Source organism: Candidatus Babela massiliensis, from assembly GCF_000513475.1.
Lineage (GTDB): Bacteria > Babelota > Babeliae > Babelales > Babelaceae > Babela > Babela massiliensis.
The window spans coordinates 799952-821015 of sequence record NC_023003.1; the positions used below are offsets into that span (position 1 = coordinate 799952).

Consider the following 21064-nt stretch of genomic DNA (forward strand, 5'->3'; position numbering starts at 1 on the left):
GATAATAATAACATAACGGTGACATTAACAATGAAAAAAAATATAGCAAAAATATTACCAATTATAATATTAATTAATACCTACTCACAGTCAATGTCTTTATTTGAGGCATTAGCAAAATCTAAATCTAGAAGGACTGAGCAAAGTGATTTAGAGCAAGGACAACAAGCAGCCGATATGGAACAACAAGAAATGACGTCAAGTATGAAAAGTGCTCTAGGATTGTTCCATTTAGCCAGAAGAATCGTTGATCCTGTCTCTATAAAAGGTAAAGAAATAGATAATGAAGAAGAAACTATTGATGTAGAACTTAGTAGTGACTCAGAAAAGGTAACAATAAATCAAAAAACATATAGTTCTAGCTTTACTGTCTCAAAGGAACCTCAAAAATCAGAAAGTAAATCTAAGTCACGTTATGAAATATTGGCTGATGAAATACAGTGTTCTTGGATTAAAGAAGAAATGCCAGAGGGCCTAAGTCAGATTTGCCAAGATGTTCTTAAAATAAAACTATGTATAGATGGAATATTGTATGATTCAGAAATATCGGATGTTTCTAAAGAAGAGGCTATTCGTTTAAATTCTTTTTTGGATAAAATATATCAGAGCATTAAATCTAAATCTCAAAGCATAGAAGAGTGGAATTTTCAACGTGATATTATTATGTCTGGAATAAATAATATTATACAAGTTGAAAAAGAATCTAAATTTGAGCTTAAAAGTGACTCTAAAACTGAGAGTCTTCAGACTGAAAAACCAGAATTTGAATTAATTTCTTCAGTGTCTAGCATCATAACTAAAAAAATTGCAAAATTAAACAAAAGATTTGATGAAATAGATGCGCACTATCGAAAAAGTCTACAAGAGGATAGGCAAAAAAGAGCTATAGAATTAGACAAAATTTATAACAAAGATTCGATTAGCAATGAACTTAGATCAACTGTTATTAAACTTACTAATCAAGGTTTTGATTTTATAGATCAATCGTCTAGTAGTAGGCAAAAAAGATATAAGAGCTATGCAGAAAGAGATTATAAAGAAGCTTGTTATTCAAAATTACGATTGATTATTGATATAAAAAATCAACCTATTCCTTTAAATCCAAGAGATATAAAAGAAGATTTAAAAACTTCTAGTGAAAACATAAACAAAGCAGAAAATAGCTCTATTGATCCTGAAGCAGAGATGGAAAGTGAGCCTACTGTAAATATATCTAAACGTAGTCAAAAAAGAAGACGTCAAAGAGAAAGAAAAAAGAATCAAAAAGCTGAAACAAAAGTAGAAGAAGAAAGTACATCTACTCCTAGCATGCCTTCAAAACAAGATGATAAAACAACTGAACCTGCTCATAAAGAGACTAGCGGGAAATTGGCAGACGATATTGTTGATGGGGATAGTTGCTGGAAACTGAATCCTACTGATCCTAGTCCTGTAGTTTTGAATAAAAGTGATTTTCAAAATGAAGATAGACCTTTATTAATAAGAAAACGTCAGTTTTATAGACCAGATATAGTTAAAGATAAGCAATCTTTAATTGTATTTATAGTAATTCACGGAACCTGGCAAAAAGATGCTATAGAGTTTCATAAAGATATTGATCAAAATGTAAAAGATTTGAGTGGTTTAATTTATAACAATATAAAAAAGTTTGCGGCTTTTTATGCTACTGCTAAAAAGAAGAATCTGGAACTTCTTTCGTTTAAGTGGAAAGGTGCTTTAGGAGATGGCAGCAGAACAGATGCAGGAGCATTTTTAAAGAATTTAATTTTGCAAACAAGTACATATAAGACTGCTGAATTGGTATTATTAGGCCATTCTCATGGTTGCAACGTTATAAATGATTTTACAAATCGTATTGAGCGACCTATTGCATTACTCATTTATTTTGGATGTCCAAGAAGAGAAGAAATAAAATATCAGCCAACAAATTATAAAGCTTTATTGTATTTTATTTCAGATAGTGATTACTTTACTATTGCCGGAAGAGGCCATGTGAAGGCGGCATTGTCTGTAGCGGGACCTATTGCATTTGGAACGGTATCTGGAGGTTTTCTTGGCTATCATGTGGGAAGTACTATAGAGGATAGCACTAGAGGAAGAATTGGTGGAAGTATTGTGGGGAGCGTGGCTGGTGGGGTTATGGCTATTCCTCCTTCAGCTATGATTTTTAGAATGGCTATGGAAGGCACTAATCATTTTCCTGAAAAGAATGAGGTTATTACTGCCGGGTTTCGAGTTAAATTAGATAGCTGGAATTCTAATCATGGGGATTTAATGAAGGTAGTTAAGTATCTTCCAAATATTTTAGAGAAAATAATGAAAAATTATCGACGTCATTATATGCATAGCGGTAACTTTCATTTAAATATTGATACTGAAGGAAAATCGGGAGATCCTATAACTCTAGTGATTGCTGAAAAGGAAGATAAAAAGATCATTGATTACCCTGAAATTACCGATGTGATATCATTACAGACTGATGAAGAAAATTATCAGTATGGCTGGGGTCCTAAGCAGGAAAAGTTGGAATCTGATTATAGTCAATCAGAAACGAAAGCTTATAGTGAAAAATATAAAGGGTTGGATATAACAAAAAACTATCCTTTAGAGATGTCAATTTTTAAATAAGATTTATTAAGCAGAGAAAGGATCTCTGCTTAATTTTTATTGTATTTATTAATAAAAACTGCTATGAATTGAAGCAGTAGTGGTAATAGTTTTATTAACATAATATATACATAAGGATAATCATGAATAAAATTTTGGTATTGTTATTAACTATTAGTTTTATGACACAATCTATGAATATCTCAGAATCGAATAATATAGCTAAAGAAAAAAAATCTTTAACCATAGTTGATGCTGCTTATAGAAATGATATAGAGCTTTTTAACAAATTATTTAATGAAAATACTGATGTTAATCAAAAAGACAAAAATGGTAGAACTGCATTACACTATGCAGCTTTACATGGAAGTAGGGAGCTATTTCATAGACTTGTTATATGCTCAAATTTGGATGTAAATGTTCAAGATGAAGATGGAGCAACTCCTATTCGAGCTGCTGTTTGTGAGTGTGCTATGCAATCTGTTATGGCTCTATTACAAATGGGAGCGGATCCAAATATAAAAGATAAAACAGGAGTGTCTGCAATAGATGAAGCAAAACAATCAGGATATGATGGGATGATATTTTTATTTGAGTTGTTTAAAAAAGAAGAATAAGTAAAATTAGTATTGAAAATAGCAAGGTGTTTTAAGCATCTTGCTATTTTGCTGTTAAGTAACTTCAGTTTGATAAAATTATTTTCAAAAGCATATTGTCTCTTGTAGATTTTGACTATATAAAAATTTAAGCTTCAGGATATATATTTTTGAGAATAATAATATGTTTTTGCTTTGAAGATTGTTTATTTGGATTCTATCCTTTCAAAAAAGGAATCAGCACAAAAATAAAAAGCTGCTTTAAAAAGTTGATTAAATGTTGTTAATTGTATAAGTGTGTTGCATGTTGCAAATTATTAAAACAAAGGTAATTTGCAACCTTTTTACTAATTTTGGATTAATTTTTATGTTTTTATTTTTTTATCAAATTGCCAATAATAAACGAAATAACGATCTGATCACATTTTTCAAACTATTTTAATAATATTTTAAAATTTTTATATTATCTATTTGCATTATGCAAACAATAAATATCTTATTAAAAGCAAAATTTGCTATGAAATAAAACTGACAACGCAAAAAGGGCTTTTGAATAGTTATAAAATTTAAAATATTATTAGGTATAATGTAATTAAAATTTATTATAAGGAACAATATGAATAAAATAAAAACTTTGTTATTTTCTGTTTTTATATCAACATTCTATTTTATAAGTCCAATGGCAAAAACTGAGATTACTAAAGAGGATCTTATTAAGGCCATGAAGACATTAAATTTAAATTTAATTGAGGAATATAAAAAAAGTGGAGGTAAGATTCCTGAGAATGTACGAGCAGAACTTAGAGATATTTTACATAAAAAATGGAATTGGGTTAATTTTCATTCCGATTTGAGAGAACAAATATCTGTTGTATGGTGGATGGCAAATGTTGCTATTGTGTTTACTCCATTAACCTTATTATCGGCTTCTCTTTTTGCAAAAAGTTCGTTTGGTAAGAAATTGTTTAAAAAATTAGGGATAAATGAAAAGAAATTTGAATATAACAAAAAAATAATACTATCTCCTTTGATTTTGGCTAGCATAATGACTCCAATCTCTCTTGGCTTGTATTATGTTTGGAATACAAGTGAGAAATATGGTAGAATGCAGAGCTATTTGAGAGAATTTATATAGTTTTATAATATTATAGTTTCCATCATTATTTAGCAAAAGCATAAAATAAAATTAAATTAAAACAAGATCAATTAGATTATATACTTTATATTTCATAAAATGAGATTAATATGAAAAAAAATATAACAAAAATATTACCAATTATAATATTAATCAATGCCTACTCACAGTCAATGTTTTTATTTGAGGCATTAGCAAAATCTAAATTTAGAAGGGCTGAGTAAATGGTTAATAAAATAGTTAATACTTTATTTTATTAAATAATAATATTCAAAATATTGATCCCGTCTAACTTTTCAAACTATTTTTAAAATTTTTTAAATTATTTACCCTGTCTATTAGTATAATACAGTCAATAAATGTCTTATTAAAGCAAAATTAGTTATAAAATAAAATTGACAACGTCAAAAGGGCTTTTGAATAGTCCAAAAAATTAAAATATTATTAGATGATAGTGATTAAAATTGTATTTTTTAAAAGAACATTATAACGCAGTAAGGAGATATTATGAATTACTAAATTGATTAACTGAATTAAGATAAATTTAATATAAAAAACAAATTTAAAGGATAAGATTATGAATAAAATAAAATTTTTAGCATTTGCTATATTTATATCGCTTTTTTCTTTTGTTAATTCAATGTCAAAAACAAAAGATGAAGTAAAAGTTAAACAAAGAGAGTTTACTAAAGAAGATTTAATCAAAGCCGTAAAATCTTTAGATGTAAAGAGAGTTGAAGAATATTATGAAGCTAAAGGAAAATTTCTTACTGAAGAAGAATTTTATGAATTTAGAAATCTATTGGATGAAAATTGGAAATGGTTAAGAACATGTTCTAATTTAAGAGAGCAATTATCACTTTTAATTTGGGGTGTAAATGGTGGGATATTACCACCAGCAATTGTTGGTATTTTATTAGGGCAATTAGCAAAACAAGAGTGGTTTAAGAAATGGTTAATTAATCATGGATTGAAAGTTGATTTTTTTGAGTTGTGTGGAAGTGGAGGATATTATTGCTTAATGACAGCAGCAGTTTTAGCACCATTGTCTGCTGGTCTTTATTGTGTTTGGGAGACTAACGCAAAATATGGTAGAATCGGTAGTCTTCTTCTTCAAATGACAAAATAATTTTAACATATTTAAAGGGACATTTTGTGAAAAAGAATATAGTAAGAATATTTTTAACAGTTACAATATTAATTAGTAACGCAGCATTAAAGTCGATGGACTGTCCTCGAGTTTTATTAGAGGAACAAGGGTATACCGAAAATTATGATATAGAAAAAGGTTATAATTACCGGGAATATGTAGACCCTTTGTATCAAGAATTGTCAGATTCAGAATATGCGTCTGATAATGAATTTAATATAGGAAACGTAGACGATGAAGTTATAATTAGAATCCTTGACACGGATGAAAAATCAGATGAATTCTCTCAAATTCAAGAACAAGAGTCTGAGTCAAACAATCTGCAAGGATACAATCCATTTTTGGAATCTGAAGCTTACGTAAATGAAGAGGTTTTAGAAGCTAATAATAGGACACTTCTTAATCCAGCTGATATTTGGACTCCTTTTTCTGATGAGATTCAGCCTATTAATACTCAATCAAATTTATCTCAAGAAATGTATACGGTAAGTAAGCAATATTCATTAGTGGGCGATGGAATTCTTTGTACTGATGAGTATGAAAACTTTAAAGCAAAGCGCGCACTGATATTGGCTGCAGCCAGAGCAAGGCAGAATAATCAAGCAAATTTGGTAGCTAATTATGTTTATTCTAGTCCTAATTGTAAAATTGAGTCCAGGAATAAGATTCAATTAAGCGATTCATTGCCGGATGATATTGTTTCTCCTTCACGTTGGCAAGATAACCCTACAAATCCTGATCCGGTAAAGATTAATGGAAGACATTTAGACAGGACTCTTCCAGATCATATAAGGAAAAGACAATTCTATAGACCAGCTTTGGTTAAAGATAGACAAGCTTTAATTGTTTTTATAGCAGTGCATGGGACATGGCAGCAAAATTCTGAAATATTTCATAAAGATATTGATAAAAATGATAAAAAGTTAAAAGGTCTAGTTTATAATCATATAAAAAAGTTGGCAGCCTTTTATGCAACCTCAAAAGAAAAAAATTTAGAGTTACTTTCTTTAAGATGGAATGGCGAGTTGGGTGAAGGAGGTAGAACGGATGCTGGTCATTTCCTAAAAGAACTAATTTGTGAAACTCCTGGATATAGAAATTCAGAATTGGTATTTTTAGGGCATTCACATGGATGTAATATTATAAATGAATTTACTAATCGTATAGAAAAACCTATAGATATATATCTTATATATTTTGGTTGTCCTAGAAGAACTGAATCTAAATATCAACCTAAACATTATAAGGTATTGCTTTATTTTCATAGCGATAGCGATTTTTTTACAGTCGCAGGTCGTGATCATATGAAGGCTTTGAAATGGTTAGCGCTTCCTGGATTGGGAGGAATAGCAACCGGAGCTTTAAGCGGGTTTTATTTGGGAGGTCCTGCAGGCGCTGTTGGTGGAGGAGTAGTAGGATTAGCTACAGGTGGAACCATTGCAATGGTACAATTTAATGAGCGTATGGGAGGAGATAATCATTTTTCTGAAGTTGATGATGCAATTACAGTAGGTTTTAGAACAAAGTTTAACGCATGGAACGCAAGTCATGGAGGATTACTACAGGCGATTCAATTTTTACCAAAAATTTTAGATAAGCTTGTGGATAATTATAGATTGAACTATATAGAAAGTGCTAATTTCCATTTAAATGTTGATACGCAATGTGATTCTTCAAAAGAAGATCCGGTAACTTTAGTAATTTTCAAGAAACTAAAATGCAACGAAAATATACCTCCTGCAAAAACTGACATTATCTCTCTAAAGACTCCAGAATTAGAATATGAGCGTGATCCATTGATTTTAAAGCGTGATCAGAAACGAACGGAAGATAGCTGTTCAGAGAAAGATCATGAGGCTTATAAAAAGAAATATAAGCCTATACTAACTTTAATACGTAAAACGATTGACATCAAGGACAATTTCAAAGAAGAACTATCAATGAAATAGAATTATAATCCTAAATTTAATCATATCAAGATAAATTGAATATCTATCTTGATATGATTAATTATAATCACCATATTTAGTTATATATTTCTATAGATTTTTAATGAAATTATGTTAGCCTTACGTTGATTATTATTAAGCAAATTATTAAATTCTTACTCAATAAGGATAAAATATGGATAAATTAATTTATAGTTTAATACTAGTATTAAGTATTAATTTTATATCTCAAGCAATGCAAGTGACAACATCAGATAAAAGCAATAAAGAAGAAAAGTCTTTGGCTGTTGTTAAAGCTGCTCGTGAAGGAGATATATCTCTATTTTATCAGTTGTTTAGTGAAGATATAGATGTTAATCAAAAAGATGAATATGGACGTACTGCATTACATTATGCTACATTACGTGGAACTATTGCAATATTTCATAAGCTTGCTAATAGTGCTGATATAGATGCGAACGTACAGGATAATGATGGCGTAACCCCTCTTAGAATGGCAGCTGCAGATAGGTCAGTGCTTTGTATTTTAGCATTACTCGAATTAAATGCAGACCCTTACATAAAAGATAAAACGGGAGTATCTGCTGCAGATAATGCTAAACAGGAAGGTTGTACTGAGATGGTTACGTTATTTGAGCGATTTAAAAAGAATGATAATTAATACTTAATAGTAGCAATTGGTTTATAATACTTAAAGATTTGCTTTTTATAACTTTAAGCCTAGCATTTGAGTTATTGAAGAATAATAAGCAAAGTTAGTATTGAAAATGGCAATTTTCTTAAAATACCTTAATTTCAATCTAAATTGAATTCAGTATTATACTCATGATTTAAATTTAGTGAAAAGCTATTATCGATCTAGGTCCTGTAAATACATAGTTATTAAAGAAAAAAAAGCAATTGTACTAGCATAATAACAATATTCATTTACTTTTTTTAAAGTATTTCTAAATCTTTTATAATCATGACTGTTCTTGTTTTTGGAATATCGTTTTTGTATTTTTAATGCAGCTTGTGTAGCTATATGTGAAACTACAATGCCTGATAGAAATGGCCTTATTGCAAGATCTCTAATAAACCCTTTTGCTACAGTATGATTACTATTCCAGTGAACGATCTTTTTTAGTTCCTCTATATAATTACCTATGTACCGAGAGTATAAACCATCTGAAGTTGAATAAGTTATTGAACATATACTTAACAGGTTAAGCAGAATTAAAGATTTGATTTTACTCATTGGATTATCCCTTTGTTTTATAGTTATTAATAAGTTAAATATGCATATAGCCAATTTTATGATATTTTAAAAGCGTATTGTCTCTTGTTAATTTTTACCATATAAAAATTTAGGATATAGTATTTATATCTTTTGAGAATAATATTATATTTCTACCTTCTAGATCACTAATTCGTTCTAGTAGATTAAAAGGTATATTTATTTTATTATCAAAATTATAGTTATGATATTTAATTAGCTCATATATAATTAGCGCAGTTCCTACATCAATTGAACTAGTTCTTGTTTATAATTTTCATTTAAAAGATAGAACATAAATATAGATCTATAATCTTCAATAAAGTTAAATCTATCATTGTTATCTTTTAAGTAATCTTTATAATTTTGGAGAAAACTTTCTAGTTCATGTTTGGTAAAATTTTGACTAAGTTCTTTACTGGCCAATATTAACTCACAAACGAAATCAAGAAAAGCAATATTGTCATTTAGATTTTGTTTTATAAAATCAGATATTTCTTTATAGCTTAATTGACCGTTAAATAGAGCATTTTCTAAATTGGAGATCTTCAGTGATAGATAAAGTATTTGTTCTTCAAAGTTGATGCAATTTACGGTATCTATTAGAGCAGTTAATTCCTTTGCTGATTCTATATTGCTCTCAAGCACGTAAAGTTGCACTAGAGAGTAGATAGACCTTATATTTGGGTTAATAGTCATTTGTTCAAGATGATATTTTTTGAGTATTTCTGTTTCTGTTTTAAGAAACTCTTTCAAATAACTGTTTTTAGATAATTTTTCGATTAAACATAGAACAGATTCTACAGTGAAAAATATTTTATCACAATTTGCTAAATTGTTCTTTAAAAGATGAGCTTCTTCAGGGTTAAAGTATTTATCTGCTATAGCAACCATTTCTAATGCTTTTAATATTTTTTCTAATGGTTGTTTATTAACTATGCTTAAAAACAATTCTTGAAGTCTTTTTGGCATAGTTTTTGATTCTATAGCTTTAATTTTTTGAGTATATTCGGTTAAATCTGCTCCAATATTTTCTACTTTAATGTTTTGCTGTGCTATATATATTGCACAAAGTTCTTTAAGGATTTTAGGCGAAAAAGTGCGTTGAAACTCTATATTGTCTAAATTTAGTCCTACTTTATTTTGCTCCATAGAGATTATGTAGCCATAGAATGTAATTGAAGCAATTAGACTTATGTTTAAAAATAGTTTGTTTAGTAGCACTTTTGGTCCCTCCACTTAAAGATTAATGTTATAAATATTTTCTAATGATATAGTAGATCTATAAAATATCAAAAGCCCTATAGTAGGATTAATTCTTAGTATTTTCTTTAAATAATTAAAAAATGTACCTGAAATAGAGGAAACTATAGATAAGCTTTAGTTTACAAAAAACTTATTTTATTTAATATAGCAATACAACAGTATAAAAATAATAAATTACGATCTTATAAAAATATAAAGTAATAACAATATTGCATTATAACAATAAAACATTATAGATTGAAAATAATAAAACCATAAGGAAATAAGATGCGTAAGATTGCTATAAGTTTGAGTAAAGGAGGAGTGTCAAAATCAACTTCGAGTGTAACAATTGCTCATGGTCTTTCACTTAAAGGCAAAAAAGTACTATTAATAGATACTGATGATCAAGGGCAGGATTCGTTTCTTTTGGGAGTTAAACCTCCTCATGGATTAGCAGAAGTTTTGAATGAGGTTTTGCCAGTAGAAGAATGTATATTTGCTGCTAGGCCAAATTTATGGATATTAAGCGGTGGCAAGTCTCTAGCTGGTGCAAAAAGATTAATAGGGAGAAAGGAGTTTGGAGCAGAAAGGAGCTTGAGTGAAGCGTTAAAACCTCTTGAGGATAAGTTTGATTATGTAATTCTATATACATCGCCTTCTTGGGATACTTTAACTATTAACTCATTGTTTTATGCTGAAGAAGTTTTAACGCCCGTCTCACTTGAAGTGCTTACTTTAAACAGTTTAGTAGAGTTTAGTAAGAGTATAGAATCGGTAAAAAAGTATAACAATAAATTAGAACACACTTATGTACGACTGACCTTCTTTGACGGGAGAGTTAAAAAATCAAATGAGATAATTGACCAATTAAAAAAATACTTTAATACCAAAGTATGTGAACCTATAAAATATAACGTAAGACTAAGCGAAGCAGCAGGATTTGGTAAAACAATTTTTGAATATGATCCTACATCTCAAGGCGCAAAAGATTATAAAAAACTAGTAGAAAGGATATTAAATGATGAAAAATAAGAATCAACGCACTCCAGATATTATGTCAGATTTGATGCAAGAAAATAGAACAATAAACAAAGATAACAATATGACAATAGAACACGTAAGCAATAATATATCTAGCAAACAAGAAAGCAATAAAGAAATAAATACCGTTATCAATAAAACAATAAATGATAGTAGAGAGAAAACAACTTTCAATTTACGCATGCCTATACTTTCTCAATTGGATGAGACGTGGATTACTTTGAGAAGAAAAAAATTTAAGCAAAATCAAAAAGTGACTAAAACTCAATTAGTAGAATTAGCATTAGAAATGGCATTTGAAGACCTTAAAGAAAATGGTGAACTAAGTAAATTTTATAGAAAGCTAAACAGTGTTGAATAAAATTAAATAATAAAGATACTAGGAGTAAAAATAACATGGATAAAATACCTGATAAAGTAAAAGAACAAATAATAAAAGTAATAGAGATATTTTACCCTGATGCAAAAATATATTTATTTGGATCTAGAGCCAGGGGTACACATAATGAAAGATCCGATATAGATATTGCGATTGATGCTGGTCGGCTTTTAACTATGAGCGAAAGAGGACAATTGAATAATATGATTGATGCTCTAAATATTGTTCAAGAAGTTGATATAGTAGATTTTAAGAATATTCCTGAAGCCTTAAAAAACAATATCTTAAGAGAAGGAATTGTATGGAAAAATTAAAGTATAAGTATGAGAAATTTGCTAAATCTTTATTTGCCTTAGAAAAAGCAATATCAGTTTTTGAATGTCAGAATATTCCTGAACACTTAAAAGATTATTTGATAACTTCAATTATTAAGCACTATGAAATGTGTTACGAATCAGCGTGGAAATTTTTAAAGTTATACTTAGAAAAAGAATATGAAATAAAATTAGATTCTCCCAAAAAAGTAGTTAGAGAATGTTATAAATTACAGATTATAGACGAAAATACTACTAATGAATTATTTAAAATAGGAGATTCTAGAAACGCAACGGTTCATGATTATGATCAAGAAAATGCTTATATAATATCACAAAGTATTAGAAACTATTACGATACTTTATATAGACTCAATGAATTAATACTTAAAAAATTAACCAACTTTAGACTAGTTACTAAATCATAAGTAGATAATTTAGTAATTGAAAAAGTGAATCCTGATTGATTTGTCCATATTATCTAAGAACACAGGCATACAACGTTCAACTTTATATCGTGCATTAAAGGGTAATCCTACTATTAAAACAATAGCAAAAGTAATTCATAGTATAATTTCGTCTACTAAATAGCCTCTTATATATAAAATTATTAACAACCAAAGCCTTAAGCTTTAACGCTCGGCTTTGGAACATCAATACTAATCTAATTTCTTTACTTCATGAGTAATTACCTTATCTAAATTTCTTACAGCGGTTTGTGCTTGCTTAGCATTACCCATCAAGGCATGTGTTATATAACTCCCATAGTACTTTCTAAAAGCAGGTGATTTTATAGCCATTTGTAGAACCCTATTTGCTTCACTTAAAGGTAATGTTGCACCAGCTTAGGTAAGAGGGGTCTAATTTATCGACCCCTTTAAATATTAGATTATTACAGACTCAAATGAATTAATACTTAAAAATTTAACCAACTTTAGACTAGTGACTAAATAATAGTTATAAAGATAAAGAAGTAAACCCCCTAGGCTTTTGTGCTAGCGTATTTTAGGTATTATACTAATTAATATAATCACATTCATTTAGGGGGACAAATGGAAAAAAAATATCATATTTGGGTGAAATATTCTGTAATAGCAATACTTATTCTTATATTTTTATATAATTATGATAGTAATACAATTAATAAGATATGTAACCATATAGCAAGACATTGGTTCTATTTATTAAGCTTGTGGAGTATTAATGTTACTATTAAAGATTTAGATGACAAACAAGAAAAATTAATTAGTGATAAAGATGATCTTGAATATGCTATAGAAGAATTGGAAAATAGAATTATAGTATTAGAATCTAAATTAAATAATAAACAGAGGGATTAATCCCTCTGTTTATTTTCTTCATAAGTAATTATTTTATCTAAATTTCTCACAGCAGTTTGTGCTTGCTTAACATTACCTGAAAGAGCACTACTTATATAACTTCCATAATATTTTCTAAAAGTAGGTGATTTTATAGCTATTTGTAAAACCCTATTTGCTTCACCTAAAGGTAAGGTAATGTTGCACCAGCTAAAGCAGCGCCCAATTTTATTTTTGGCAATCCTGTTCCAGATGCAGTTAATCCCAGAAGCGCATATGTTAATGGATTTCTTACATTAATTTTACCTAAATACTTTTTAGCAAAATCATAGGCTATATTAGTTGTCTTTAATGCATTACTTAAATCAGTAAATTCACTTACTTCCTGTGCAAATTGTGTATTTGACTTATAAGCAGATTCTAATGCTTTATCTAAATGAGGTAAATAATTTTTTATACCTTTTAGATTACTAACATTTGGTTGTGATAATATTTGTTTAGCATTCCAAACATCTTCAAGTGACATTGTAGCGGATGCTTTTTGATTAAATATATGATAAATAATATTATAACATATATCAAGATAGCTCTGGTCACTATATTTCATATTTTGTGGCAGCTTGTCAAAGCCATATGCTGTCTTCTTTTCTCACCAGTATGGATATTTTTTATACTACGATGGATTATTAGAGAACTTCGATGTTGTTGTTGCAATAATAATCATAAAGACAATATGTGAAAGGGAAAGAAGTAAACCCCTAGGCTTTTGTGCTAGCCTATTTTAAGTATTATACTAATTAGTACAATCAAATTCATTTAGGGGGATAAATGGAAACAGAAAAAAAATATTATGGTTTTATGACTAAAAAACAATATATTATTTTGAGTGTAGTGATATATGCAGCTATAGCTTTATATTTGGGCTCAGAGTTTTTAAATTCACTGAGCCCACAAACGATGCATACAATAGAAACATTAATTGGAGCTATTACAGGAGAAATAATAAAATCATGTATTTGGGCCATTCAAGCAGGTATCATAACTTATGTGGTAACAAAAATTATTAGAAGAAATCTACTTAAATAACTGATTTCCTAAATATGCGCCTATTCAAGTGCTAATAGTTGTTGGTGTATATTTTCTAATAAGGGGACAAATGGAAAAAAAACAAGACAACACAATTATTATAAATAATATTATAACATATATAAATATGGCTCTAATCACCATATTTCATATTTTATGGCTGGCGGTTAAAGTCATATGTTGTTTGCTTTTTCCGCCAGTATTAATATTTGTAATATTAAGATGGATTATTAGAGAACTTTGCTGTTGTTGTTGTAACAATAATCATAAAGACAATATGTAAACAACTATAAGGTTGAGAAAATCAGTATCTAAATGATCCACTCAAAAATTTACCTTGAAACATTAATTAGTTGAATCATTGTATCTTTTCTTAAAAGTGCTGCTTTATTAGCTGTTCTCATAGAATTAATTATACGTTGAATTCCAGCTGCGCTCTGAGATAAATTAGGTATTTGTTTCATATAAGATTCAAGATCTAAATTAGTAACTCTACCAGGAAAAACTTCTTTGGCGCCGCTTGCAAATTGTGCACTAAGCTTTTCAAATTCTTGCGCATCTGCTGTCATCAAAGATGATAAATCTATACCAAAACCAAATATGCCTTTAGATAACTTCTTTATTGTAGCATTAAAGATAGGTGTTCCTAAATTGCCTTTAGCAAGTATTTTCTCCATTCGATCTAATCTCTTATTATTTTCGTCAGCATTTTTAGCTAATTTAATATTTTCCTGGTAAATAGGTAATGTTTCTTTATCTATTTTAGCTTGTTCAACCCTTGAATCATGAGATCTTATACGTTCCTGTTCAGCATTAAATTTTCTTTCCGCTAAAGATTGTTTTTCTGAATGTTGTTCACGTTGCTGAATCATTTTTTCTATTTTTAATCTTTGATCTGGAGTGATTCTAGGATTTCTTAAAGCCTCCTGTAGAGTTTTTCCAGGTGGTAATGGTATTGGTGCCAAATCAGGAGTTTCTGAGGATATATTTTGTTGTTGAGGCACACCTCCCAATAGGTTTGCTAATTCAGAGGATTGAGGTTCTTGTTGTGGAAATATTCCCAATAAATTACTTAAAGTTGCTCCTTGTGATGCAACAGGCTCACCTCTAATAGCAGATAATACTTGATCTAATCCTGTATTTCCAGCAGATCCAAGATAATTTTTAAGTACAATAGACTGCAAAGATTCAGGAAGACCTTGTAACTGTGAAGCATCTTGTGGCGATATTCCTAATGCTTGTAAACCTGATATAGTATTTTGTCTTTGTTGTTGTTGCTGTTTATTGGTAATAAGATTTTGTACCAGGGATTGTAATCCTTGGTTTAAACCAGATCCTAATCCAGCTCCTATATTACCTCCTAATGAGGGTTCATTAATAACTTGTGGCATAAAACACCTTAATTTTTAAAGTTAAATTTAAGATAATTTTACCCTATCCAACATTAGGAATTTATAGCAAATTATAGGGGCCTATAAATATTTTTATCTATTATTTCAAGTAATCTTAATGCACTATGAGAAGGAGTCCGTTTTCCTGATTCCCAGGATTGCAGCGTAGGATAGAGTGATCAAGAGAATTCTTGATGAATTCTCTGAGTATGTTATATTTTAAAAATTGTCACGGTACAGGGGAATGATCGATCAATTTTCCCAATTCGAGAAATTAAGAATTGGCGAAAGAACTAAAGCAGCATTGCATGCGAAAAAACTGCAGGGTAAAAGAGTTGGCCATATACCATTTGGATTTCAACTTACCTCCGACAATCAACATGTCCTTCCGAATAAGCTAGAACAAGCAATATTAAACAAAATGAAAGAACTAAAGAATGCAGGTTTGTCAATAAGAAAAATAGCAAAGTACTTAAATGAACACAATTTATTAAACAGGAATAATGCTAAATTCAATCACGCATCTGTTCATAGAATATTGAGTAGCACTAATAAACATGAAGTTTATTATCATGATTAAATAACAATTAACAAAGTGCTATAATTATAGAAGTCAAAAAAATGCTCTGTTCAGATTGCAATCCTTAACAGAGCAAAAATATGTCATCCACCAAAAGTTATAGGAGACTTATATGTCATATTATATCATCTAAAAAAGAAATTTCAAAAGCTTTACTTTTAAAAGAATATGCTCAAACCTTAAAGTATATTAGAAATCGTATTAAAGAAGCTCAAGCAAAATCTATATTATCAGTAAACAAAGAATTGCTAAAACTTTATTGGTACATTGGGGAACTAAAGTTATAGAACAATTAGCAAATGATTTACAGAGTTCTTTCCCAGGTATGGGTGGTTTTTCCAAACGTAACGTATTTAGAATGAGAGCCTTTTATCTAGCTTATCAAAAAGTGCCACAAGCTGTGGCACAATTGGATAACCTACCAATCTTTAACATTCCTTGGGGTCATAATGCTATTTTATTAGAGAAAATAAAGAATAATAAAGAACGTCTCTGGTATGCCCAAAAGACTATTGAGTGCGGATGGAGCAGAACTACTTTAGAAATTAAAATTAAAACAGATTTATATAACAGAGAAGGAAAAGCAATAACCAATTTTTCTAAGACACTTCCAACTTCACAAACAGATATAGCACAACAAGCTTTTAAAGATCCATATATCTTTGATTTCTTAACCTTACAAGAAGAACATTTAGAACAAGATTTAGAGCAGGGCTTGATAGACCATGTGCAAAAACTTCTATTGGAGATGGGTAAAGGTTTTGCCTTAGTCGGAAGACAATATCATTTAGAAATTGATGAAGAAGATTACTATATAGATCTTCTTTTTTATCATACAAAACTAAAATGCTATGTAGTAGTTGAACTCAAAGCACGAAAATTCGATCCACGTGATGTTGGACAATTAAATTTCTATTTATCTGCTTGTGATGATTTGTTACGCGATGAAACTGATAAATCAACAATTGGTTTGTTGTTATGTAAATCTAAAAAGAATTTCACTGCAGAATATGCATTACGTGATATAAAAAAACCAATTGGCATTGCAGAATATGAAACAGAAATTATCAAAAATTTACCTAAAGAGCTAAAAAGTAGTTTGCCTACGATTGAAGAAATTGAAGCAGAGTTAGAAAAAACAGAAATAATCAATGAGTTAAAGTCCAAATTCTAAAATTTATTATTAATTATTGTTCCGTTAAAAGATTAGTAAATTGGGTGCATTTGATTAAATATCAAATATTATTTAAACTATAAATAAAAACTTTTTATTATATTTATTATTTTTTAATGAGATTTATGATTAATACAAATACAGCTCAATTGCTTTTTTCTTTTACTATATTCATAATAAGTTACTTTTTTACCGTTAATCTTAACGGTATAGTACAAGCCTTTGTTGCTAACAAATTAGGCGATAGTACAGCAAAAGATACTGGTTATATGAAATTCGATCCACTTTTATACTTAAGCTCTTTAAATTTTATATTTATGTTGATATTTGGTATAGCATTGCCAACTTCTATACCGATAAATTTATCGAGTAAAATAGGCACAAAGTATAAGTTATTTATCTTTTATGCGACTCCATTTATTTCAAGTATTTTATTTTCCGCAATAGCTTTAAGCTTATCAACTTTATTATATGGTGCATATTTATCAGAATTGTTTTTGGTTAAAATATTAACCAGTCAAGATATATCTCTTAGGTGGGCGCACCATGCTATGAACGGTGGCTCAAGCTTTAATATAGTTTGCTTATTTTTATTGACATCCTTTATTTGTTTTAATGTCTTTATTGCTTTTTACAGTTTTATAGTAAATATATTTAAGTATATTTTTGCTTTAAAGGATACTAATTCAAGATTTGGTCAAGTATCTAATTATTCTGAATATCAAGATTTACTTATGATTTTTGCACCATTGTTGTTAATGATATTGTTTGGTAGTGCATTGCGTGTTTTTATATTACAGATTATAATATTATGTTCTTATAAATTATCATCAATTATAGTACTAATAAGATCACTACTTGGAGTATAAATTTAATGAAAAACGATATAGTGGAAAAACTTGAAAAAATTAAGGCAGGTACTGAGCAAATTATACCTGAAGAAGATTTTATTAAGAAATTAGAATCCGGAAAGACTTTAAAAATTAAGTTTGGCGCTGATCCTACTTCTCCCGATCTTCATCTTGGTCATGCAGTAGTACTTTCTAAGTTAAGACAATTTCAAGATTTGGGTTATGATATTTTGTTTTTAATTGGTAATTTTACTGCCCAAATAGGAGATCCTACAGGTCGTTCAAAAACTAGACCTCCTTTAACAGTTCAACAGATTGAGTCAAATACTAAAACTTATTTTGAGCAAGTTACAAGAGTATTAGATCCTAATAAACTTAAAATATGTTATAATGCTGATTGGCTTAATAATTTAAATGCAAGAGATATGGTGACCTTATGTTCTAAAGTTACTTTATCAAGACTTATAGAACGTGAAGATTTTAAAAATAGAATAGAAAAGCATCAGCCTATTAGTTTTCATGAACTTTTATATCCATTATTTCAGGGATATGATTCAGTAGCTTTATTTTCAGATATTGAATTAGGTGGTACTGATCAGACTTTTAATATGTTAATGGGAAGATTTTTGCAAGAACAGTATGGTCAAGAGCCTCAAGTAATTATTACTCTACCTATTTTAGAAGGACTTGATGGTCATAATAAGATGTCTAAATCTCTTAATAATACTATAGGTCTTACTGAAACAGCTGAAAATGCTTATGGAAAATTAATGTCTATTTCTGATGAATTAATGTGGCGTTACTATTCGGTTTTGCTTCATAAAACTCAGGATGAGATTAATCAGATGAAATTAGATGTTGCTGAGTCAAAATTTCATCCTATGGATCTTAAAAAGGCTATGGCTTATGACATAGTTTCAAGGTTTTGGTCTAAAGATGAGGCAGACTTAGCTCAAAAAACTTTTGAAGATCTTTTTCAAAATAAAAATTATGATCAAGTAAACAGTTTTGATTGTACTGAATTTTTTGGTAAAGAAATTTGGATTGTAGATCTTTTAAAGCATCTTAAGGCTGTTAATACTTCAAGTGAAGCACGGCAATTAATATTACAGGGCGGAATTTCACTTGATAATCAAAAAATAACTGATTTTAAAGCACAAATAAAAATTGAACCAGGTCAGATTTTAAAAGTTGGTAAACATCGTTTTTATAAATTAGATAAAAAATAAATTCTAAATATTTTATCTTTAAAATCTTAAAAAAATTAATTAAATAGTTCCATTGTTTGTAGTGGGACTATTTTGTTTATATATTTAATATTGACTTAGGGAAATATAATTTATAATAATTTGTTTAACCTTAATTGTCTTATGTTTAAATTTTATTTATGAAAAGATTAATATTTTTTTATATTTTAATAATATTTAATTTTTTGTTTTCTGAAAATAATCTAGATAATAAAGAGAAAAAATACAGAATAATAGGTGGATGGTCTTTTTATAGTTTATTAAAAGATATTATTAAAACTGAAGGTACAAATGTTTATAACTCCACACAAGCAAGAGTCAGAATATCTACCGAATTATCTAATCAAGAATTAAATTTTTTAAAAAACAGAGATATTAAGGTAAAATCTGCTATTGAAAATTTAATTTCGGTAAAATTAAATAATAATCAAGTTCCTCGTATAGCATTATGTTTTAGCGGCGGAGGTTATAGGGCAATGATATCAACTTTAGGAGCTTTAGCAGGTCTTAAATTATCTGGTTTGTTAGATACGGTTACTTATATTTCTGCCTTGTCAGGTTCAACTTGGGCTATATCTTCAATTTATGGTCATAATTTGGATCTATTTGATAATATAAGACTTGTTAAAGAGCAAGTTTCTAAACCCTTATATTTGAGCGTAAGTATTAAGTTTATGCTTGAAAATAGTCTATATAAATTATTTTATGGTCAAAATTGTAATATGGTAGGCATTTGGGGAGTTTTATTGGCAGAAACTTTATTTAGCGATTTAAATAAAGGTTGGTTCAGATACTTAAATTATCAAGAACAGTATAATATTCTTACCAGATTAGTAAAGAGCGATATGCCAAAATTTTCTGACTTTAGAAATAAAATCGATGATGGCCAAATGCCTATGCCAATATGTACTTCTATTGTTGGAGATATAGATACTAATAATCGCTATGAATGGGTTGAATATAATCCTTATGAAATAGGCTTTATCGAAAGTAATACCTTTATACCCTCTTGGTCTTTTGGTAGAAAATTTATCAATGGAGTATCGACTGATTATTCTTTAGAGTTAGGTCTTGATTATCTGATGGGTATATGGGGATCAGCTTTTACAGTTAGTGTTAAAGAGCTGCTTGAAAACTACAGAGATAGTATCTCTACTGCTTTATCAAAAACATTAGATCTTTTGACTATTAATAATGATAAATTACATAAATTTAGACTTTCACCTGCCAAAGTTTCTAATTTTGCTTATAGCCTTGATAAACATAATTTAAAAAATTATAAACGTATTACTTTATTAGATGCAGGTTTGGCATGTAATTTACCAATAGCACCTTTAATTAGAAAGAATCGTAAGATCGATATTATGATAATTTTTGACTATTCGACTAATGTTAAAAGTGCTGTTGAATTAAAAAAAGCGGAAATTTATGCAAAGGATAATGGTGTTAAGTTACCTGATATTGATTATTCTAATATTGGTAAAATAAATATTTTTAAAGACTTAAATGCAGATATACCTATAATTATTTATATGCCGCTTATTAAAAATAGTGCATATTGTGTTAATTTTGATCCTGAAGATTCTATACAAAATGGATATTGTTCTACATTTAATTTAAAGTATAAAACATATCAATTTGATGAACTTTTAGGACTGAATCAATATAATTTAATTTCATATTCAAGTGAAATTGTAAATTTAATAGAAACATTTTTGGATAATAAATTAATTATAAATTAA

At 28.8% G+C, this 21064-nt stretch carries 23 protein-coding genes; 18 read left to right on the forward strand and 5 right to left on the reverse strand.

Annotated features, from left to right (window positions below; genetic code table 11):
- The first annotated feature begins 30 nt into the window (after positions 1 to 30).
- The 6 genes from BABL1_RS03665 to BABL1_RS03690 all read left to right on the forward strand — a co-directional run bounded on the left by BABL1_RS03665 (position 31) and on the right by BABL1_RS03690 (position 8098).
- The gene (locus BABL1_RS03665) at positions 31 to 2628 is read left to right on the forward strand and encodes a glycine zipper 2TM domain-containing protein (protein ID WP_023792553.1); all 2598 of its coding nucleotides are present in this window, start codon (positions 31 to 33) and stop codon (positions 2626 to 2628) included.
- Positions 2629 to 2750: 122 nt separating this feature from the next.
- On the forward strand, positions 2751 to 3224 hold the full coding sequence (locus BABL1_RS03670; RefSeq protein WP_023792556.1) for an ankyrin repeat domain-containing protein: 474 nt from the start codon (positions 2751 to 2753) through the stop codon (positions 3222 to 3224).
- Positions 3225 to 3819: 595 nt separating this feature from the next.
- The gene (locus BABL1_RS03675) at positions 3820 to 4338 is read left to right on the forward strand and encodes a hypothetical protein (protein ID WP_023792558.1); all 519 of its coding nucleotides are present in this window, start codon (positions 3820 to 3822) and stop codon (positions 4336 to 4338) included.
- Between the two features lie 577 nt (positions 4339 to 4915).
- Entirely contained in the window at positions 4916 to 5467 is a 552-nt protein-coding gene (locus BABL1_RS03680) for a hypothetical protein (RefSeq protein WP_023792561.1), read from the forward strand.
- A 26-nt stretch (positions 5468 to 5493) separates the two neighbouring features.
- Positions 5494 to 7437, forward strand: coding sequence for a hypothetical protein (locus BABL1_RS03685; protein ID WP_023792564.1), 1944 nt, complete (start codon positions 5494 to 5496; stop codon positions 7435 to 7437).
- A 175-nt stretch (positions 7438 to 7612) separates the two neighbouring features.
- Positions 7613 to 8098 (forward strand): ankyrin repeat domain-containing protein, encoded by a 486-nt coding sequence (locus tag BABL1_RS03690; protein ID WP_023792566.1) that lies wholly within the window; start codon positions 7613 to 7615, stop codon positions 8096 to 8098.
- A gap of 189 nt (positions 8099 to 8287) precedes the next feature.
- Here the strand turns inward: BABL1_RS03690 and BABL1_RS03695 are convergent, their stop codons facing one another.
- Positions 8288 to 8674: a hypothetical protein gene (locus BABL1_RS03695; protein WP_023792569.1), complete on the reverse strand. Its 387-nt coding sequence runs from the start codon at positions 8672 to 8674 to the stop codon at positions 8288 to 8290.
- Positions 8675 to 8935: 261 nt separating this feature from the next.
- Complete coding sequence (locus tag BABL1_RS03700; protein ID WP_044601178.1) at positions 8936 to 9844, reverse strand: hypothetical protein; 909 nt, start codon at positions 9842 to 9844, stop codon at positions 8936 to 8938.
- Between the two features lie 381 nt (positions 9845 to 10225).
- Here BABL1_RS03700 and BABL1_RS03705 point away from each other — a divergent pair, with 381 nt between their 5' ends.
- From BABL1_RS03705 to BABL1_RS03720, 4 genes are read left to right on the forward strand one after another with little or no spacing between them, the layout of a single operon-like run.
- Positions 10226 to 10972, forward strand: a complete 747-nt coding sequence (locus BABL1_RS03705) for a ParA family protein (RefSeq protein WP_023792574.1) — start codon at positions 10226 to 10228, stop codon at positions 10970 to 10972.
- On the forward strand, positions 10959 to 11342 hold the full coding sequence (locus BABL1_RS03710) for a hypothetical protein (RefSeq protein ID WP_023792577.1): 384 nt from the start codon (positions 10959 to 10961) through the stop codon (positions 11340 to 11342). The genes BABL1_RS03705 and BABL1_RS03710 overlap by 14 nt, the downstream gene beginning before the upstream one ends.
- A 35-nt stretch (positions 11343 to 11377) precedes the next feature.
- A complete protein-coding gene (mntA, locus tag BABL1_RS03715; RefSeq protein WP_023792580.1) occupies positions 11378 to 11674 on the forward strand; it encodes a type VII toxin-antitoxin system MntA family adenylyltransferase antitoxin in 297 nt (98 codons plus the stop codon).
- Entirely contained in the window at positions 11662 to 12102 is a 441-nt protein-coding gene (locus BABL1_RS03720; RefSeq protein WP_023792582.1) for an HI0074 family nucleotidyltransferase substrate-binding subunit, read from the forward strand. Before mntA ends, BABL1_RS03720 begins: the two co-directional genes overlap by 13 nt.
- A gap of 231 nt (positions 12103 to 12333) precedes the next feature.
- Here BABL1_RS03720 and BABL1_RS05520 read toward each other — a convergent pair whose 3' ends face one another.
- Positions 12334 to 12474, reverse strand: a complete 141-nt coding sequence (locus BABL1_RS05520) for a hypothetical protein (RefSeq protein WP_171814735.1) — start codon at positions 12472 to 12474, stop codon at positions 12334 to 12336.
- Between the two features lie 252 nt (positions 12475 to 12726).
- On the opposite strand from BABL1_RS05520, the gene BABL1_RS03725 reads away from it, so the two are divergent.
- Positions 12727 to 13014: a hypothetical protein gene (locus BABL1_RS03725; RefSeq protein WP_023792585.1), complete on the forward strand. Its 288-nt coding sequence runs from the start codon at positions 12727 to 12729 to the stop codon at positions 13012 to 13014.
- Positions 13015 to 13177: 163 nt separating this feature from the next.
- On the opposite strand, the gene BABL1_RS03730 is transcribed toward BABL1_RS03725, so the two are convergent.
- Entirely contained in the window at positions 13178 to 13600 is a 423-nt protein-coding gene (locus BABL1_RS03730; protein WP_023792587.1) for a hypothetical protein, read from the reverse strand.
- Between the two features lie 221 nt (positions 13601 to 13821).
- Here BABL1_RS03730 and BABL1_RS03735 point away from each other — a divergent pair, with 221 nt between their 5' ends.
- Positions 13822 to 14079 carry a hypothetical protein gene (locus BABL1_RS03735; RefSeq protein ID WP_023792589.1) on the forward strand — a complete coding sequence of 86 codons (258 nt, stop codon included), beginning with the start codon at positions 13822 to 13824 and terminating at the stop codon, positions 14077 to 14079.
- A 332-nt stretch (positions 14080 to 14411) separates the two neighbouring features.
- Here the strand turns inward: BABL1_RS03735 and BABL1_RS03740 are convergent, their stop codons facing one another.
- On the reverse strand, positions 14412 to 15470 hold the full coding sequence (locus BABL1_RS03740) for a hypothetical protein (RefSeq protein ID WP_023792591.1): 1059 nt from the start codon (positions 15468 to 15470) through the stop codon (positions 14412 to 14414).
- A 244-nt stretch (positions 15471 to 15714) separates the two neighbouring features.
- Here BABL1_RS03740 and BABL1_RS03745 point away from each other — a divergent pair, with 244 nt between their 5' ends.
- The 6 genes from BABL1_RS03745 to BABL1_RS03765 all read left to right on the forward strand — a co-directional run bounded on the left by BABL1_RS03745 (position 15715) and on the right by BABL1_RS03765 (position 21064).
- Positions 15715 to 16050: a recombinase family protein gene (locus tag BABL1_RS03745; RefSeq protein WP_023792593.1), complete on the forward strand. Its 336-nt coding sequence runs from the start codon at positions 15715 to 15717 to the stop codon at positions 16048 to 16050.
- 80 nt (positions 16051 to 16130) lie between these two features.
- The gene (locus tag BABL1_RS05545; RefSeq protein WP_023792595.1) at positions 16131 to 16337 is read left to right on the forward strand and encodes a DUF1016 N-terminal domain-containing protein; all 207 of its coding nucleotides are present in this window, start codon (positions 16131 to 16133) and stop codon (positions 16335 to 16337) included.
- Positions 16310 to 17224 carry a PDDEXK nuclease domain-containing protein gene (locus tag BABL1_RS03750; protein ID WP_023792598.1) on the forward strand — a complete coding sequence of 305 codons (915 nt, stop codon included), beginning with the start codon at positions 16310 to 16312 and terminating at the stop codon, positions 17222 to 17224. Before BABL1_RS05545 ends, BABL1_RS03750 begins: the two co-directional genes overlap by 28 nt.
- A gap of 125 nt (positions 17225 to 17349) precedes the next feature.
- Positions 17350 to 18093: a M50 family peptidase inactivated gene (locus tag BABL1_RS03755; protein WP_023792601.1), complete on the forward strand. Its 744-nt coding sequence runs from the start codon at positions 17350 to 17352 to the stop codon at positions 18091 to 18093.
- A gap of 5 nt (positions 18094 to 18098) precedes the next feature.
- Positions 18099 to 19304 (forward strand): tyrosine--tRNA ligase, encoded by a 1206-nt coding sequence (tyrS, locus tag BABL1_RS03760; protein WP_023792603.1) that lies wholly within the window; start codon positions 18099 to 18101, stop codon positions 19302 to 19304.
- A gap of 158 nt (positions 19305 to 19462) precedes the next feature.
- Complete coding sequence (locus tag BABL1_RS03765; RefSeq protein WP_023792606.1) at positions 19463 to 21064, forward strand: patatin-like phospholipase domain-containing protein; 1602 nt, start codon at positions 19463 to 19465, stop codon at positions 21062 to 21064.